General features: G+C 69.2%; 20 protein-coding genes. 18 read left to right on the top strand and 2 right to left on the bottom strand.

The window, feature by feature from the left end; genetic code table 11:
• Window positions 1-8: 8 nt before the first annotated feature.
• The 17 genes from infA (at window position 9) to ACFYWJ_RS01030 (ending at window position 14,244) form a co-directional block, all read left to right on the top strand.
• Window positions 9-230 (top strand): translation initiation factor IF-1, encoded by a 222-nt coding sequence (gene infA / locus ACFYWJ_RS01110; RefSeq protein WP_003418601.1) that lies wholly within the window; start codon window positions 9-11, stop codon window positions 228-230.
• A gap of 148 nt (window positions 231-378) precedes the next feature.
• Window positions 379-492: a 50S ribosomal protein L36 gene (gene rpmJ, locus ACFYWJ_RS01105; protein WP_011207363.1), complete on the top strand. Its 114-nt coding sequence runs from the start codon at window positions 379-381 to the stop codon at window positions 490-492.
• A gap of 179 nt (window positions 493-671) precedes the next feature.
• A complete protein-coding gene (rpsM, locus tag ACFYWJ_RS01100) occupies window positions 672-1,043 on the top strand; it encodes a 30S ribosomal protein S13 (protein WP_355271363.1) in 372 nt (123 codons plus the stop codon).
• A 9-nt stretch (window positions 1,044-1,052) separates the two neighbouring features.
• Entirely contained in the window at window positions 1,053-1,466 is a 414-nt protein-coding gene (gene rpsK / locus ACFYWJ_RS01095; protein ID WP_019045110.1) for a 30S ribosomal protein S11, read from the top strand.
• A 24-nt stretch (window positions 1,467-1,490) separates the two neighbouring features.
• Window positions 1,491-2,096 carry a 30S ribosomal protein S4 gene (gene rpsD, locus ACFYWJ_RS01090; RefSeq protein ID WP_218717566.1) on the top strand — a complete coding sequence of 202 codons (606 nt, stop codon included), beginning with the start codon at window positions 1,491-1,493 and terminating at the stop codon, window positions 2,094-2,096.
• Between the two features lie 91 nt (window positions 2,097-2,187).
• Window positions 2,188-3,246 (top strand): DNA-directed RNA polymerase subunit alpha, encoded by a 1,059-nt coding sequence (locus ACFYWJ_RS01085; RefSeq protein WP_022567324.1) that lies wholly within the window; start codon window positions 2,188-2,190, stop codon window positions 3,244-3,246.
• A 46-nt stretch (window positions 3,247-3,292) separates the two neighbouring features.
• The gene (rplQ, locus tag ACFYWJ_RS01080) at window positions 3,293-3,805 is read left to right on the top strand and encodes a 50S ribosomal protein L17 (RefSeq protein WP_019045113.1); all 513 of its coding nucleotides are present in this window, start codon (window positions 3,293-3,295) and stop codon (window positions 3,803-3,805) included.
• A gap of 84 nt (window positions 3,806-3,889) precedes the next feature.
• Complete coding sequence (gene truA / locus ACFYWJ_RS01075) at window positions 3,890-4,729, top strand: tRNA pseudouridine(38-40) synthase TruA (RefSeq protein WP_355271367.1); 840 nt, start codon at window positions 3,890-3,892, stop codon at window positions 4,727-4,729.
• Between the two features lie 125 nt (window positions 4,730-4,854).
• Window positions 4,855-6,024 carry a hypothetical protein gene (locus tag ACFYWJ_RS01070; RefSeq protein ID WP_355271369.1) on the top strand — a complete coding sequence of 390 codons (1,170 nt, stop codon included), beginning with the start codon at window positions 4,855-4,857 and terminating at the stop codon, window positions 6,022-6,024.
• A 136-nt stretch (window positions 6,025-6,160) separates the two neighbouring features.
• Entirely contained in the window at window positions 6,161-7,111 is a 951-nt protein-coding gene (locus ACFYWJ_RS01065) for a helix-turn-helix domain-containing protein (RefSeq protein WP_355271371.1), read from the top strand.
• Window positions 7,112-7,173: 62 nt separating this feature from the next.
• Window positions 7,174-8,151 carry a helix-turn-helix domain-containing protein gene (locus ACFYWJ_RS01060; protein ID WP_355271373.1) on the top strand — a complete coding sequence of 326 codons (978 nt, stop codon included), beginning with the start codon at window positions 7,174-7,176 and terminating at the stop codon, window positions 8,149-8,151.
• Between the two features lie 250 nt (window positions 8,152-8,401).
• Complete coding sequence (locus tag ACFYWJ_RS01055; RefSeq protein WP_355271375.1) at window positions 8,402-9,406, top strand: helix-turn-helix domain-containing protein; 1,005 nt, start codon at window positions 8,402-8,404, stop codon at window positions 9,404-9,406.
• 103 nt (window positions 9,407-9,509) lie between these two features.
• Window positions 9,510-10,457, top strand: a complete 948-nt coding sequence (locus tag ACFYWJ_RS01050; RefSeq protein WP_355271376.1) for an AraC family transcriptional regulator — start codon at window positions 9,510-9,512, stop codon at window positions 10,455-10,457.
• Between the two features lie 135 nt (window positions 10,458-10,592).
• On the top strand, window positions 10,593-11,600 hold the full coding sequence (locus ACFYWJ_RS01045; protein WP_355271378.1) for an AraC family transcriptional regulator: 1,008 nt from the start codon (window positions 10,593-10,595) through the stop codon (window positions 11,598-11,600).
• Window positions 11,601-11,699: 99 nt separating this feature from the next.
• Window positions 11,700-12,614: a nitrilase-related carbon-nitrogen hydrolase gene (locus ACFYWJ_RS01040; protein ID WP_355271380.1), complete on the top strand. Its 915-nt coding sequence runs from the start codon at window positions 11,700-11,702 to the stop codon at window positions 12,612-12,614.
• Between the two features lie 154 nt (window positions 12,615-12,768).
• Window positions 12,769-13,734: a helix-turn-helix domain-containing protein gene (locus ACFYWJ_RS01035; RefSeq protein WP_355271382.1), complete on the top strand. Its 966-nt coding sequence runs from the start codon at window positions 12,769-12,771 to the stop codon at window positions 13,732-13,734.
• 222 nt (window positions 13,735-13,956) lie between these two features.
• Window positions 13,957-14,244, top strand: coding sequence for a hypothetical protein (locus ACFYWJ_RS01030; RefSeq protein WP_355271384.1), 288 nt, complete (start codon window positions 13,957-13,959; stop codon window positions 14,242-14,244).
• Between the two features lie 6 nt (window positions 14,245-14,250).
• Here the strand turns inward: ACFYWJ_RS01030 and ACFYWJ_RS01025 are convergent, their stop codons facing one another.
• A complete protein-coding gene (locus tag ACFYWJ_RS01025; protein ID WP_355271386.1) occupies window positions 14,251-14,586 on the bottom strand; it encodes a metal-sensitive transcriptional regulator in 336 nt (111 codons plus the stop codon).
• Window positions 14,587-14,730: 144 nt separating this feature from the next.
• Here ACFYWJ_RS01025 and ACFYWJ_RS01020 point away from each other — a divergent pair, with 144 nt between their 5' ends.
• Window positions 14,731-15,540 (top strand): S-methyl-5'-thioadenosine phosphorylase, encoded by an 810-nt coding sequence (locus ACFYWJ_RS01020; RefSeq protein WP_355271387.1) that lies wholly within the window; start codon window positions 14,731-14,733, stop codon window positions 15,538-15,540.
• Here ACFYWJ_RS01020 and ACFYWJ_RS01015 read toward each other — a convergent pair whose 3' ends face one another.
• On the bottom strand, window positions 15,541-16,521 hold the full coding sequence (locus ACFYWJ_RS01015) for a GAF domain-containing protein (RefSeq protein WP_355271389.1): 981 nt from the start codon (window positions 16,519-16,521) through the stop codon (window positions 15,541-15,543).
• Window positions 16,522-16,533: the final 12 nt, after the last annotated feature.

Here is a 16,533-nt window from a genome sequence, read left to right as displayed (position 1 = left end):
CGGAGGATATGGCGAAGAAAGACGGGGCCATCGAGGTCGAGGGTCGAGTTGTCGAGCCGCTGCCCAATGCGATGTTCCGGATCGAGCTCGAGAACGGTCACAAGGTTCTCGCGCACATCAGCGGAAAGATGCGGCAGCACTACATTCGCATCCTTCCGGAAGACCGCGTGGTCGTCGAGCTGTCGCCGTACGACCTGTCCCGCGGCCGGATTGTCTACCGCTACAAGTGAGACCTGCTCGACGCCGCGAGCCTGACGGCACGCGGCGTCGCCTGGTGTTCCGGCCCCGGCCGGAGCGCGCTACAAGACTTCCCCAGTCGTCGGCTGGGGAAAAACTGTGTTCACAGACCCTTGTGGACCAAGAAAAGATTGGACGGACGTGAAGGTTCAGCCGAGCGTCAAGAAGATCTGCGAGAAGTGCAAGGTGATCCGCCGTCACGGCCGGGTCATGGTGATCTGCGACAACCTGCGCCACAAGCAGCGCCAGGGCTGATCCAGCAGCACCACCGGGCACCGATCGTCTGATCGGACTGACCGAAAAAGAAGAACTCCCAGCTCCAGCACGCACGTACTTGTGCGCGCCAACCACCGGTACGGAGGCCGGTGCCCCCACCTGAAAGACGGGGGGACGGACGGGGAGCAGACCTCCGCAACCATTAAGGAACCTGCCACATGGCACGTCTGATGGGCGTCGATCTCCCGCGCGAAAAGCGCATGGAGATCGCGTTGACCTACATTTTCGGAATCGGGCGCACCCGCGCCACCGAGATCCTGGCTCAGACCGGCGTCAGCCCGGACCTGCGCTCGAAGGATCTCAGCGACGACGACCTGACCAAGCTTCGTGACTACATCGAAGCCTCTGACATGAAGGTCGAAGGTGACCTGCGCCGCGAGGTCCAGGCCGATATTCGCCGCAAGATCGAGATCGGCTGCTACCAGGGCATCCGCCACCGCCGTGGCCTGCCCGTTCGTGGTCAGCGCACCAAGACCAACGCGCGTACGCGTAAGGGTCCGAAGAAGACCGTCGCCGGCAAGAAGAAGTAGGGATAGCGTATGCCTCCGAAGAGCCGGGCCGCTGGCCCGAAGAAGACTCAGAAGTCGCGTCGCCGGGATAAGAAGAACATCCCGCACGGCCACGCGCACATCAAGAGCACGTTCAACAACACCATCGTCTCGATCACCGACCCCGAGGGCAATGTCATCTCGTGGGCGTCGTCGGGCCACGTCGGCTTCAAGGGTTCGCGTAAGAGCACCCCGTTCGCCGCGCAGCTCGCCGCCGAGAACGCTGCCCGCAAGGCGCAGGAGAACGGTGTCAAGAAGGTCGACGTGTTCGTGAAGGGCCCGGGTTCGGGCCGCGAGACCGCGATCCGTTCGCTGCAGGCCGCTGGCCTGGAGGTCGGCTCGATCTCCGATGTCACCCCCCAGCCGCACAACGGCTGCCGTCCGCCCAAGCGGCGTCGCGTCTAACAGCGGGAAAGGAAAAAGCTTAAAATGGCACGTTATACAGGCCCCATCACCCGCAAGTCGCGTCGTCTGCGCGTCGACCTCGTCGGAGGCGACCAGGCGTTCGAGCGTCGTCCTTACCCGCCCGGCCAGCACGGCCGCGCGCGGATCAAGGAATCCGAGTACCTGATGCAGCTGCAGGAGAAGCAGAAGGCTCGCTTCTCCTACGGCGTCATGGAGAAGCAGTTCCGTCGCTACTACGAAGAGGCCAACCGCCTCAAGGGCAAGACCGGCGACAACCTGCTCCGTCTGCTCGAGTCGCGTCTGGACAACGTCGTGTACCGCGCCGGTCTGGCGCGCACCCGTCGTCAGGCTCGTCAGCTCGTCAGCCACGGCCACTTCGTGGTCAACGGCGTCAAGGTGAACGTCCCGAGCTACCAGGTCTCCCAGTACGACATCATCGATGTCAAGGAGAAGTCGCTGCCGACCCTGCCGTTCCAGGTCGCGCGTGAGACCGTCGGCGAGCGTCCGGTTCCCGGTTGGCTGCAGGTCGTCCCCGGCCGCCTGCGCATCCTGGTGCACCAGCTGCCCGAGCGCGCGCAGATCGATGTGCCGCTGCAGGAACAGCTCATCGTCGAGTACTACTCGAAGTAAGCGCTTTTGGTGGGGGTCGCGCACAGGGCGACCCCCGCACTCACTGACGAGGCATCAAATAGCGGATGCCCTGAACAGGAAGTAGATCCTCATGCTGATTTCCCAGCGTCCGACACTGACCGAAGAGGTTGTGGCGGAGAACCGCTCGAAGTTCACCATCGAACCCCTCGAGCCGGGCTTCGGTTACACCCTCGGCAACTCGCTGCGTCGTACCCTGCTGTCCTCCATCCCGGGGGCCGCGGTCACGAGCATCCGCATCGACGGTGTCCTGCACGAGTTCACCACCGTTCCCGGTGTGAAGGAAGACGTCACCGACATCATCCTGAACCTCAAGGGTCTGGTCGTGTCCTCCGAAGAGGACGAGCCGGTCACCATGTACGTGCGTAAGCAGGGCCCCGGCACCGTCACCGCTGGTGACATCGTGCCTCCGGCCGGCGTCGTCGTGCACAACCCGGACATGCACATCGCCACCCTGAACGACAAGGGCAAGCTCGAGATCGAGCTCGTCGTCGAGCGGGGCCGCGGTTACGTGCCCGCCGTGCAGAACAAGGCGACCGGTGCGGAAATCGGCCGGATCCCGGTGGATTCGATCTACTCCCCGGTGCTCAAGGTGACCTACAAGGTCGAGGCCACCCGTGTCGAGCAGCGCACCGACTTCGACCGTCTCATCCTCGACGTGGAGACCAAGAACTCCATCACGGCGCGGGACGCGCTCGCCTCGGCGGGCAAGACCCTGGTCGAGCTCTTCGGCCTGGCCCGTGAGCTCAACGTCGAAGCCGAGGGCATCGAGATCGGCCCCAGCCCGGCCGAGGCGGATCACATCGCCTCCTTCGGTCTGCCGATCGAGGACCTGGACCTCACCGTCCGGTCCTACAACTGCCTCAAGCGCGAGGGTGTGCACACCGTGGGCGAGCTCGTCGCCCGCACCGAGTCGGATCTGCTCGACATCCGCAACTTCGGCCAGAAGTCCATCGACGAGGTGAAGGTCAAGCTCCACGCGCTCGGCCTCTCGCTCAAGGACAGCCCGGCGTCGTTCGACCCGTCCTCCGTGGTGGGTTACGACGCGAGCACCGGAACGTGGAGCGACAGCGGCACGTTCAGTGACACCGACGGCGGCGAGCAGGACTACGCCGAGACCGAACAGCTCTAGGTCGCCAGGGGGGCACCCCCGGTGAACCTTTCCCAAGGAGAATCCAATGCCTAAGCCCAAGAAGGGTGCTCGCTTCGGCGGGTCGGCGTCGCACCAGAAGGCGATCTTCGCCAACCTGGCCACGGCGCTTTTCGAGCACGGTCGTATCACGACCACCGAGTCGAAGGCCAAGGCGGTTCGCCCCTACGCCGAGAAGCTCATCACCAAGGCGAAGGGCGGCACCCTTGCCGACCGTCGCGAGGTCATGAAGGTCATCCGCAACAAGGACATCGTGCACGCGCTGTTCGCGGAGATCGGCCCCTCGTTCGAGGGTCGCGAGGGTGGCTACACCCGCATCACCAAGGCGCTGCCGCGCAAGGGTGACAACGCGCCGATGGCCGTCATCGAGCTCGTCCGCGAGAAGACCGTGACCAACGAGGCCGACCGGGCCCGTCGCGTCGCCGCTTCGCAGAAGGCCGAGGCCGCCCCGGCCGCCGAGGCCGAGGAGACCGTCGTCGAGGAGACCGTGGCCGACGCCCCGGCCGCCGACGAGGCCACCGAGGACAAGAAGGACGCCTGATTCTCAGGTTTCCGGCCGAGCCCGTCACCCTTCGTGGGTGACGGGCTCGTTCTTTTGCCAGTGACAGCAGGCGTGGAGGAAGCGATGGACGACACCGAGCGGGAAGCGATCCGGGTGCGGCTCGGGATCAGCTACGACGGCACCGATTTCACCGGCTGGGCGCGTCAGCCGGGGTTGCGCACGGTGCAGGGCACGCTCGAGGAGTCGCTGTCGAAGGTGTTCCGCGAGCCGATCCAGCTCACCGTCGCTGGGCGCACCGACGCCGGGGTGCACGCCGAGGGCCAGGTCGCGCATTTCGACACGACCGGCGACCTCGACGCCGACAAACTGCTGTACCGGATGGCGCGTTTCCTGCCCAAGGACGTGCGCATCACCGAGGTCGCGCCGGCGCCGCCGGAGTTCGACGCCCGCTTCTCCGCGACCCGTCGCCACTACGTGTACCGGCTCACCACCGCCCGCTACGGTGCCGAACCGCTGCGGGCGCGCAGTGTGGTGGCCGCCAAGCCCGGTCTCGATCTCGACGCCATGCGCGCGGCCTCCCGGCAGCTGCTCGGCCTGCACGATTTCGCCGCCTTCTGCCGCCGCCGTGAGGGCGCGACCACCGTGCGTGAGCTGCAGCGGTTCGACTGGGAGCGCGACGGCGAGCTGCTGAACGCGCACGTCAGCGCCGACGCGTTCTGCTGGTCGATGGTGCGCAGCCTGGTCGGCGCGGTGCTGGCCGTCGGCGAGGGCCGCCGCACGCCCGAGTGGGTGGCGAGCCTGCTGACCGAGACCGAGCGATCGAGCTCGGTGACGGTCGCGCCCGCGCACGGCCTGAGCCTGGTCCGCGTCGACTACCCGGCCGACGCCGACCTCGCCGCCCGCAACGCCCAGACCAGGGAGACCAGGACCCTGCCCGCCGCCGGTGGGTGCTGCGGCGAGTAGCCGCTGTGTAGTTGCTGTCCTCGCCGGTCGGTCGGCGATACGATGGGATCCTCGACGTCAGCGAGGAAGCCGGGCAGATGGCAGGCGGTTCTGGTGGAGTTGCTCGCACGACCAGGCGGATAGCCGTGGCCTTGCTGGTCTGCGTGACCGGGCTGCTCACCCTCACGACCGTGGTGGCGGGCTTCGTGCGCGCCGAACTCCTCGATACCGATCACTACGTCGAGACCATGGTGCCCCTGGCCGAGGATCCGCTGGTCCAGGACGCCCTCGCGGCCAGGCTGACCGAGGCCGTCATGACGCGCGTCGACGTGCAGGGCGCCGCGACCGAACTGGTCGACTCCTTCGCCGAGCGCCGTGACCGCAACCCGCGCGTCGAGGCGGCGCTGCGCAGTGTGCCCGCCCTGCTGACCGCGCAATCCGAGAAGCTGGTGCGGGACGCGGCGGACGCGCTGGTGCGCAGCGACCGCTTCGCGCGGCTGTGGGAGACGGCGAACCGGCAGGCCCATCGTGCCATGGTCGCGGCGCTCACCGGCCGGGAAGACGGTGTGCTGCAGGTGAATACGGAGGGTGTCGTCTCGATCTCGCTGGAACCGATGCTGCGCCAGCTGGAGGCCGAACTCGAGGAGCGCGGCTTCGCCCTGGCCCGTCTCGACCTCGAATCGCGCGGCGAATTCGTCCTGGTCGAATCCGAGGATCTGGCGAAGGCCCAGCGGGCCGTGCGGCTGCTCGACCGGGGCGCGATCGCGTTCGGCATCGCCACGCTGGCCTGTGCGATCGGCGCGGTGCTGGTGGCGGGGCGTGGTTCCCGGCGCCGCGCGCTGCTCGCGGTCGGCCTGAGTGTGCTGGTGTCGATGGTGGTGCTCGCCGCCGCGCTGCTGATCGCGCGCGCGGTCTATCTCGATCATCTGTCGGCGCGGTCGGTCTCGGTCGAGGTGGCCAGGACGGTCTACGACACGCTCGTCCATCCGCTGCGGGTGAGCACCCGCGTGATCGCGCTGATCGGCGCGCTCACGGCGGTCGGCGCCTACCTGGCCGGGCCGTCGACACTTGCCACCAAGTCGCGCGACACCCTCGACAGCGCGATCGCGCGGATGCGCCGCGGGGAGGGCGGCCGGGTGTCCGGTGTCGTCGCCGCGAACCTCGGGGTGCTGCGGACCGTGGTGCTGATCGTCGCCGCGGCGGTGTTCCTGCTCTGGGACTACCCGACGGTGTGGGTGGTTGTGCTCATCGCCACGTTCGCGGTGGTGGCCCTGCTGGTGCTGCAGATCCTCGCCCATCCGCGCCGGGCGGCATGACGAAAGACACATTCGGGCGCGGGATCGACAGCCCTGCCAGCGGTGATTCCGGATAGAGTGCACCACCTCGGGCGACAACGGTCCGGGCGGTGGTGTCGAGGGTCGAAGCAACGGCCGACGCGGAAAGGCGGAGCGCATGGTCGGCCCTGCCGTCGCCTCGGTGGACTCGTTCGACGAGTGGGAAGCCGTCATGTCCAACGCCTACGTCCCGGTGGCGGTCGAACCGCTGCCCGGGATGCGGTCCTTCCGCGGCACCCTCACCTACGGCGCGGTCGACGGTGTCGAGTTCTCGACGCTGCGCTCGAGCGGACAGCGGGTGACCCGCACCGAACGGCTGATCGCCCGGTCGAGCGCGGAGATGCTCTACGTCGGCATCTGCCTGAGCGGCGCGGGCCGGGTGCGCCAGGACGACCGGCTCGCCGAACTGCGGCCCGGCGACATGGTGTTCGTCGACAGCAGGCGGCCGAACTGGTGGGAGTCCGATGGGCTGTTCGAGCAGATCGTCATCCAGGTGCCGATTCCGGTGCTGTCCGAGCGGGGTGGCTGGACCGAGCCGAGCACGCCCGCCGCGCTCACGATCGCGGCGAATTCGTCGGCCGCGGTGGTCACCGAGTACCTGCGCGGGGTGACCGCCCTGCAGTCGACGCATCCGGCGCAGGCCGCCCAGCTGGCCGGGCACAGCATCCCGCTGGTCGCCTCGGCGCTGGCCATGGCCGCCGGGCGGCTGCCGGGTACGGCCGGGGCCGAAGCCCTGGCGCGGCAACGGGTTCTGGCATTCATGCGGCATCGGTGTGGTGATCCGGCCCTGACCGTCGACGACATCGCGCGCGGCTGTCAGCTCTCGCGACGGGCGCTGTATCGCGTCTTCGGCAGTGCCGATGGCGGTGTGCGCGCACGGTTGTCCAGAATGCGGATCGAGCGTGCCAAGGCGTTGCTGCGGGCGGATCCGGCGCGGCCGTTCGGCGCGGTGGCGGCCGCGGCGGGCTTCGCCTCGGAACGTCACTTCTACCGGGTGTTCCGGGTGGCGACCGGCATGACCCCGGGTGAGTTCCGGGAGAAGCTACAGGCCACACCCATCGTTAGCTAGGCGAACGGTGATGTTCGCCAAATTTCCTGACACGGGGTCGGCGCTGGTGCAACGATCGGGCGATGCAGGGGTTCGAGGGTTTTCCCGAAGTCTGCTCGACCGAGCGGACGGCGACGCCGGACGCGTTCGAATTCTGGGCGGACCTGGTCGGAAGTGCGCTCACCGAGGTGTCGATCGCGCCGACGGTCGACGGTGACTTCGGCGGCCGGATCCGCTCGGCCGACTTCGGCGACGTCGCCGTGGGAACGGTACGCGTGCAGGGGCACGAGCTGCGCCGCACCCGGCGGCACATCGCCAGGGCCGACGAGTTCCATGTCATCGGCAGCGTCGTGCTCGCGGGCCGGGCCGAGGTGGAGCACGCCGGGCATCGCGTCGTGCTGACGCCGGGGTCGATGATCTTCTACGACACCTCCCGCCCGATCCTGTGGCGTTCGACCGGGGCCATCGAGGACCTCACGATCCGGGTGCCCCGCCAGCGGGTCGTCGACTTCCTCGGCATCAGGGCCGAGGCGCTGCCCGCCGGGTTGATGCTCGGCGCGGGCGGTGTCGGCACCACGCTCGCCCGCTTCTTCCAGCGGGTGGCCGAACTGCGTCACTCCGATCCGGACGCCGCGGCGATCCTGGCGGGCAGCGGGATCGATCTCGTCGGCGCGGCCGCGGTGATCGCCGCGGGCGGTCGCCCCGGCCACGCGCACGCGGAGGCGATGAGCAGTCAGCGGGTGCTGGACTACGTGCGCGCCAACTACACCGATCCGGGCCTGACGGTCGACCGGATCGCCGACGCCTGCCGGGTGTCGCGGCGGACGCTGTACCGCATCGTGGCGGAGTTCGACGGCGGACTCGGCGCCGTGCTGCGCGGGCTGCGGGTGGAGCGCGCCCGAAAGTTGCTGGAGGCCGGGGAGATCGGCTCGATCGCGACGGTCGCCGCGGCCTCCGGTTTCGCCACCGAACGGCAGTTCTACCGGGTGTTCCGGGAGATCACGGGAATGACACCGGGCGAATACCGGATGGTTGCCCGGGCGCGCGTGGCGCTGCGCTGAGCGCGACACGACGAACCGCGCTCCGCGGTGATTAGCATCACAAGGTTGCGGTGGTCACCGGGTGGCGCGGGCCGAATCACCTGTAAAGGCCGGGGTCGGTTGAAGATTTGAGCTGCGGCGATATTTCCATTGTGAATCACTCGTTGGCAACGACCCGGTCGATCTGGCAGGCTCGGACACCGGGTGACGGGTGATTCGTTGTCGCGCCCACGGTTTGCTGGTCGGTTCGCAGGAAAGCGGGGTGGTTGGCGTGGAGTCGTCTGAGCCTCTCGTCGAGCTGAAACTGAACGACAGTCCGGAATTGGCGGCGGGCGAGGCTTTCGCGGAGTGGGAATCCTTGCTGTCGGAAAGCTACGTGCCGCTCGCGGTGGACCCCGAACGCGACGAGGTGTTCCACGGTCGCATCGTGCGCGGCAGTCTGCCCGGGTTCGAATTGTCGACCGTCGGGGCCAGCGGTCAGCGCATTCGGCGTACCAAGAGCGGCATCGCGCGCACCGACGGCGAGTTCCTGTTCGTCAGCATCCTCACCGAGGGCTTCGGCAGGCTGCATCAGGACGGGCGGATCGCCGTGCTGCGTCCGGGCGACATGGTCTTCTACGACACCACCCGGCCCTATCACTGGGACATCGACGGTTCCTGGTCGCAGGTGGTGGCCCGGGTGCCGCTGTCGGTACTCGGCGAGCACGTCCCGACCGGGCGCGGTGCGCTGCCCACCGCGACGACGGTGCACGCCGAGAGCCCGGCCGGCGTGGTCGCCGGGTTCTTCCGCGATCTGGCCCGCATCCAGCAGAGCGCGCCGGAGCAGGCGGTGGTGCTGGCCGACAACGGGGTCAAGCTGCTGGCCTCGGCGGTCACGCTGGCCGGTGGCACGCTGCCGATCGGGCAGTCGGCGCAGGCGCTGTCGCGGGAACAGGTGCTGTCGTTCATGCGGGCCCGATGTACCGATCCGGCGCTGACGGTGGACGAGATCGCGCGGGCTTGCCTGGTGTCGCGGCGCAGCCTGTACCGCCTCTTCGACGAGGCCGGTGACGGCCTGAGCACGGTGCTGCGGCGGATGCGGGTCGAGTGCGCGCAGGTGCTGCTCCTGCGCGACACCACCCGGGCGACGGCTTCGATCGCGCTCGCCTCCGGCTTCGCCTCCGAGCGGCACTTCTTCCGGGCGTTCCGGGTCGAGACCGGGATGACTCCGGGCGAATACCGCCTGGTCACCGGGCATATGCCCCCGGGTGGCGAGCCCCGGCTCCACACCGCGTGACCCCGCACCTCTTGGGCGTTATGTCCGTATTCCCGTGGCATACTGAGCGCACTCGGAGCCGAGTGACGGAGGGGGCTGAGCGGTCATGAGTCAACGGACGACGGTGGCTGTTCGAGCCGGCGGCGAGCTGTCCCAGCGCGGCGTGGTGGAGCGGTGGGAATCGTTGATGAGCGAGACCTACATTCCGCTCGCCGTCGCGCCGCATCGCACCGAGGTCTTCCGCGGCCGGATCGCGGCGACGGCCTACGACGACCTGCTGGTCACCTCGGTGCAGGCCGGCGCGCAGACCGTCCGGCGCACGCCCCGGCTGGTCGAGGCAGGCGCCGACCGGCACATCCTGGCCAGTATCTACCTGGGCGGGCGCGGGGTGATGCACCAGGACGGCCGGATCGCGCATGTGGACGCGGGCAGCATGGTCTTCTACGACAGCGCGCGACCCTATCGCTGGGAGATCGACGAGGACTTCGACAAGGTGGTGGTCCAGGTGCCGATCGACGCGCTGGCCGCGGTCGGCGCGCCCCTGGCCACGATCCCGTCGGCGGTCGCGCTCGGGCCCGAGCATCCCGCCGCGGCGGTGGGCGCGTACTTCCGCGGGCTGGCCCGCATGCAGCACGGCGACCCGGAGGTGGCCGCCGAGCTCGCGCGCCACGGCGTCGGGCTGCTGGCCTCGGCGCTGCAACTCGCGGCCGGGTCGGTGCCGCGCGGCCCGTCGGCCGCCGAGCTGACCCGCGCCAGGATCCTCGCCTTCATGCGGCGCCGGTTCGCCGACGCCGACCTCACCGTCGATACCGTCGCGCAGCGCTTCGCGATCTCGCGCCGCACCCTGTACCGGCTGTTCGAGGGTGAGGAAAGCCCGGCCCGCCGATTGCTCAGGATGCGTCTCGAACACGCGTGCGAGTTATTGCGCGACGGGCGTATGCGACCGATCGAAGAAGTGGCCGCGGCGGCCGGATTCGCCGCCGAACGTCACTTCTACCGGGCGTTCAACGCGGAATTCGGAATGGCGCCGGGGGAATACCGCGCCGGATATGCGATGTGTTCCGGTCTGTGACCGCCGAGTGGGGCCTGTCACCATCGATCCGTTTCTGAAAAGAATTCTTTTCCGTCGGTGATATCCTCTTCCCAGTCGAGGGGGGTACTCGACGAGTCTTACGTCGTGTGAATACGAATACGACGAGGTGTCCCCATGACAGTCGATGTTCCGGCAGCAGTTGATCGTTCCCGTCTTCCCGGGGTGCTCGCCGTCGGCGCCGACGCCGGCGCCGGGGAACAGTTCCAGCAGTGGGAAGCCATGCTGACGCAGACCTACGTGCCGCTGGCCGCCCGCCCGGCGGGCGCGGAATCGTTCCACGGCCGTATCGCGCACCACGCCTATCCGGATTTCGGCCTGTCCCGGCTGACCTCGACCACCCAGGAGGTCACCAGGACGCGGTCGCTGATCGCGCGGGCCGCGGAGGAGTATCTGCTGGTCAGTATTCACACCGGGGGATCGGCTGTGCTCAGCCAGCACGGCCGCAGTACCCGGGTCGGGGTGGGGGAAATGGTGTTCTACGAATCGAACGCGCCCTACGAATGGCGGGTCGGCGAGGATATCGAGCAGGTCATCGTGCAGATCCCGATGGACGCCGTGCGCCGCAGGCCGGGCATGTCGACGGTCCGGATCCCGACCGCCCGCACCATTCCCGCCGACGGGCCGGTCGCGATCGTCAGCGGGTTCCTGACCGACCTGGCGCGCTTGCAGGATCGCGATACCGTCCAGGCCGCCGCGCTCACCGAAACCGCCATCGACCTGCTCGCCTCGGCGGCCTCGCTGGTGGCGGGCAGGCCGCTGAACCGGCCCGCGGAGAATTCGCTGACGCGCGAAGGAGTGCTGGCCTATTTGCGGGCCAACTACACCGATCCGGCGCTGACGATCGATTCCCTCGCGGCGGCGTGTTTCGTTTCCCGGCGGTCGGTGTACCGCGTGTTCGAGGAGCACGGTGAATCACCCACCGATCTGCTGCGGCGGCTTCGTGTGCGGCGTGCGTGTGGAATGCTGGTCTCCAGACCGGACCTGACGTTCGCTGCCATCGGCGTGGCGTCGGGCTTCGCCACGGAACGGCAGTTCTACCGGGCCTTTCGTCGGGAAACAGGCCGGACTCCCGGGGAGTATCGCCGGTTTGGCACGGACGGTCAGTCGAGTGGCACGCTATGACAGTTTATGTCCGCGCTATCTGCGAGAGAGTGAATCGAACACCTTTCAAGGATTGAGCGACAAGGGGTCACGATGTTTGGTCGGGTACGCGTTGCTGCGGTGCAAGCCGAGCCGAAGTGGTTGAACCTGTCCGCCGGGGTCGAGCAGGCCATCGGGCTGATCGACGAGGCCGCTGACGGTGGTGCGCGGCTGGTCGCGTTTCCCGAGACATTCCTGCCCGGATTCCCGTGGTGGATGTGGCTCAACTCGGTCGATTGGGGCGAGGAGTTCCTCGCGCGCTATCTCGCCAATTCGCTCACCGCCGACGGCCCCGAGTTGCGCGCCATCGCCTATGCCGCGCGCCGCAAAGGGATTCACGTGTCGATCGGGTTCGCCGAGCGCGCGGGTCGTGAGGTGTTCATGTCACAGGCGCTCATCGACGTGCAGGGCGAGATCTCGGTCGCCCGCAAGGGGGAACCGACCGGCCTCGAGCGCACCGTCTTCAGCGCCGCCGACGACGAGGTGCTGGTGCGCGACACCGAACACGGCCGGATCGGCGTGCTCGGCGGCGCCGACCACATGCGCCCCGCGCTGCGCGCCCGCATGCAGGAGGAGCGCGAACAGATCCATATCGCGTCCTGGTCCGGCTTCACCGTGTACTACGGCGAGGGCAAGGAATGGGGTCCGGAACTCAATACCGCGGCCAGCGTGCGCTACGCGATGGACGGCGCGGCCTACGTGATCGCCCCCGTCGCCGTGGTGCCGGTCGCCGGCTGGGAAGTGGTCGACGCCCGCCTGCCCGATCGCCGGCTGCTGCGCGGCGGTGGCGGCGTCTCCCGCATCTTCGGCCCCGGCGGCCTGGAACTGGCCACCCCACTGGCCGAGGGCGCCGAAGGCCTCCTCTACGCCGACCTCGACCTCACCCGCGGCCTGCGCCCCGCCCCGCCCACCTGCGGCGAGCGCGACAATTTCCGGGTACCCAGCGGCCGGGTGGCCCGCCGGGAACCGGTGCGGGCCGAGCTGGCTGGCGCCTGACCGGGCGCACCGCCCGCTGGTCGAAAGAGGCTTGCGCAGCGAGATTTTCGCTGGTCCGGTGGCCTGCGATCGATGGGAGCGGCCGGAACGGACGGGTATCGTTGGTTCGTGCCGAATAGTCGGCCGTGCCGAAATCCGTTCCCGGAGGCTGCCGATGGCCATCGAACCGATGACGGCGGAGTTCGCCTCGGCGACGCCGCACAGCGACGCGTTCGGGCAGTGGGAAGCGCTCATGCAGCAGACCTTCGTGCCCCTCGCCGTCCACCCCTACGCGGATCGCCCCTTCTACGGCCGGGTCGTCACCAGGGCGCTCGCCGGCGCGCCCGACTGTCACCTGACGACGCTCACCGGCCGCAATCACGAATTCCGCCGCGACACCGGCCATATCGCCCGATCCGGTGAGCAGTACCTGCTCGTCGGCATTCAGACCGAGGGCCGCGCCCGGCTCGACCAGGACGGCCGCTCGGCCTTGATCCTGCCCGGTCAGATGACCTTCTTCGACACGTCGCGCCCCTATCGCTGGACCGAGGGGGAGCGGTTCGAGCAGGTGAACGTGCAGGTGCCGATCCGGCTGCTGCGCGAGCTGCCCGGGCTCGGTCAGCTGGCCATGCCGACCGCCGTCACGCTGCCGGCGACCGGCGCGGCCGGGGTGGTCGCCGCCTTCTTCCGCGACCTGGCCCGGCTGCAGCAGGACGCGCCCGACCAGGCCGACCTGCTGGCGCGCGGTGCCGTCGACCTCTTCGGCTCCGCCGTCCTGCTGGCCGCGGGCACCGCGCCCGTCGACACCCCCGGCGCGGCACTGCACCGCGAACACGTCCTGGCCTTCCTGCGCGAGAACTACACCGATGCCGACCTCACCGCCGACGAGATCGCCGCGGCCTGCCACATCTCCCGCCGGACGCTGTTCCGCCTCTTCGACGGTCCCGGCGAAAGCCTGCACACGACCCTGCGCCGGCTGCGTATCCGCCATGCCGAGAAGCTGATCGCCTGCGAGCGGTTCCACGCGCCCGCGGCGGTCGCGTTCGCGTCGGGGTTCGCCTCGGAACGGCATTTCTACCGGGTTTTCCAGCAGGAGACGGGGATGACTCCGCGCGAGTACCGGCGGACCCACCTCGCCTAGCCATCGGCTGGCACTGGTTGTCAGTGGGATGGCGCTGCCGGTCTGTGGATCGGCGCAGTCGCTGCACGACACTGGATCTCACAGGCGAGTACAGGGGAGCGGGGACATGGCGATTCGGGTTCGCGCCGCGGCCGTGCAGGCGGAGCCGACGTGGTTACACCTGCCCGACGGGGTCGCGCAGACGATCGGCCTCATCGAGGACGCGGCGGTGATCTGGCGAACGTGAGACCACCCGACGGCCGGGTCCTGGTGTCGCACAAGCGATCACCCACCTCGCTGGAGCGGGAGGTGTTCGCCGACGGCATCGCGCCGCCGGTGGTGCACCACACGGAGCTGGGCCGCATCGGTGTCCTCGGCGGCACCGATCATCTGTGCCCGGAAAGGCGCGTGGACCTGTGGCGGGAGCAGGTCCACGTCGCCGCGTTCTCCGGTTTCACCGTGTATCACGACGTCGACGACGAGTCGGCCAACCCATGGACGGACGGTCAGGGGTTCATGCGGGCCTGCTGAGGGCGATCAGGAGCGGACCAGGCGCGCGATCGCGTCGGTCGCCTCCTTGATCTTGGCCTCGGCCTCGGGGCCGCCCGCTACGGCCGCGTCGACGACGCAGTGCGAGATGTGGTCCTCGAGCAGGCCCATCGCGACGGCCTGGAGCGCCTTGGTCATCGCCGAGACCTGGGTGAGGATGTCGATGCAGTACTTCTCCTCCTCGACCATCCGCTGCAGGCCGCGTGACTGGCCCTCGATGCGGCGCAGGCGCTTGAGGTAGTCCTCTTTGGCGGTGATGTAGCCGTGGCCCGAATGGCCCGTGTGCTCGCCGCCGGTCGTGGTGTCGGGGGTGGGTGCGGTCACCGGAGGTCTCCTCGCCTGACGGGGTGCTCGGAGTACCGAGCTGATACCCCCCTAGGGTACAGTTTCCGGCGGGAAATGTCAGATGCGGCCGGTGTCGCGGTCCCGGTGATGCGCGCGACCTGCCCGGACGGGAGAATCACCGGTATGAGTTCGCTTCCCCGGCCCGCACTCGCCGTCATCGGCGGTAGCGGTTTCTATGACTTCTTCGACAACGACGCGGTGCACGTCGAGGTCGACACACCGTACGGCGCGCCGAGCGCCCCGGTCGCCATCGGCGAGGTCGACGGTCGCGCCGTCGCGTTCCTGCCGCGGCACGGCAAGCAGCACGAGTTCGCCCCGCACACCCTGCCCTACCAGGCCAACATGTGGGCGCTGCGCTCGCTCGGCGTGCGCCGGGTGTTCGCGCCGTGCGCCGTCGGCAGCCTGCGCGCGGACTGGGGGCCGGGCACCGTCGCCGTGCCCGATCAGCTCGTCGACCGCACCTCGGGCCGCCCGCAGACCTACTTCGACGGCGGCGGCGTGCACGTCTCCTTCGCCGACCCCTACTGCGACGACCTGCGCACCGCCGCGGTGAAGTCCGCCGGTGACGATCTGCGCGTCGAGGATTCCGGCACGATGGTCGTCGTGCAGGGCCCGCGCTTCTCCACCAGGGCCGAGAGCCGCTGGTTCGCCGGGCAGGGTTGGGACCTGGTCAACATGACCGGCCACCCCGAAGCCGTGCTCGCCCGCGAACTCGAGATGTGCTACGCCGCGGTCGCTCTCATCACCGACCTGGACGCGGGCCTCGAGGAAGGCGACGGCGTGCACGCGGTCGACGTCTTCGCCGAGTTCAAGAAGAACCTCGGCCCGTTCAAGGAACTGCTGCGGCGCGCGGTCGCGGCGGTCGACGGCGAGGACACCTGCGAGCGCTGCCGCGTGCACGCCGGGGTGTCGCTGCCCTTCGAACTGCCCTGATCACCGCGCCGGCGCGGTGACCTGCAACTGAGCCAGCACGAACGCGGGCGCCGCGCCGTCGGCGCCCGCGGGCAGCGGCGTCACCTCGACATCGGCGATCAGCCAGCCGCCCGACTCCGCCGCGAGCCGCACCCCGGTCATGCCCGCGCGAGCCGCGCCCGCCAGGATCTCCGCCCTGGCCGCGACGATCCGGGCCCGGTCCTCGGGGTGCGGGATCAGCCGCTCGTCGATCCCGCGCCAGCGCAGGCCGGGCACCGGCTCGGTGACCCAGCGCACCTGCCGGACCTGCGCGGTGTCGAGGATGCACAGATACAGACCCGGCTGGGTGTCGCGCAGCAGCGCGAGCGTGGCGGCCTCGAAGGACTTGGGTTGCGGGGCGATGCTGTCGGTGACGTCCACCGTGAGGCCACGCCACGAGAACCGCTGCGCCGCGGTCCCGTTGCGGGCCGCGACGAACAGCGACCGCGGCCCGGCCGTCGAATGCACGGTCGCGATGGCCGACCAGCGGCTGTCCGGTTCCGAACGGGTCAGGGCGGCAACGATATCCAGCGCGCGATCGAATCGCTCGATCCGCTGGAAGGCTTCGGCGCCGGTGAATTCGAGTGGCACGGAACCGAGATGGGCGCCGAGCCCGGCGGGCCGGGTGTGCACCACCCTGGCCTGCGCGTCGACCCGGAACATCCCGACCCCGAGATCCTCGGTGGGCGCCTGCTCGCCCACCCAGACCTTCACCGCGTGGGTCCCGGCGCCCGGCCAGACCACCGGCTCGGCCCGTAACCGCAACTCCGACCACGGCTGCCGGGATTTCGGCAGCACCCGGTCGACCGGTGTGCCGGAATCGTGGGCGGTGGCGATCATCGGTTGCAGTGCGGCCGGGATCGCGCGCTGATACGACGCCCACTCGCGCGGCGTCGTCCCCGTGCTCAGCATCGACCACGTCGCGCCGAGCGTCTCGACCAGCTGCCACTGCCCGATGATCACCTGTGCTGCCCC

It is taken from the genome of Nocardia sp. NPDC003269, assembly GCF_042888005.1.
Classification (GTDB): domain Bacteria; phylum Actinomycetota; class Actinomycetes; order Mycobacteriales; family Mycobacteriaceae; genus Nocardia.
This window is presented reverse-complemented; position numbering and strand designations above follow the sequence as displayed.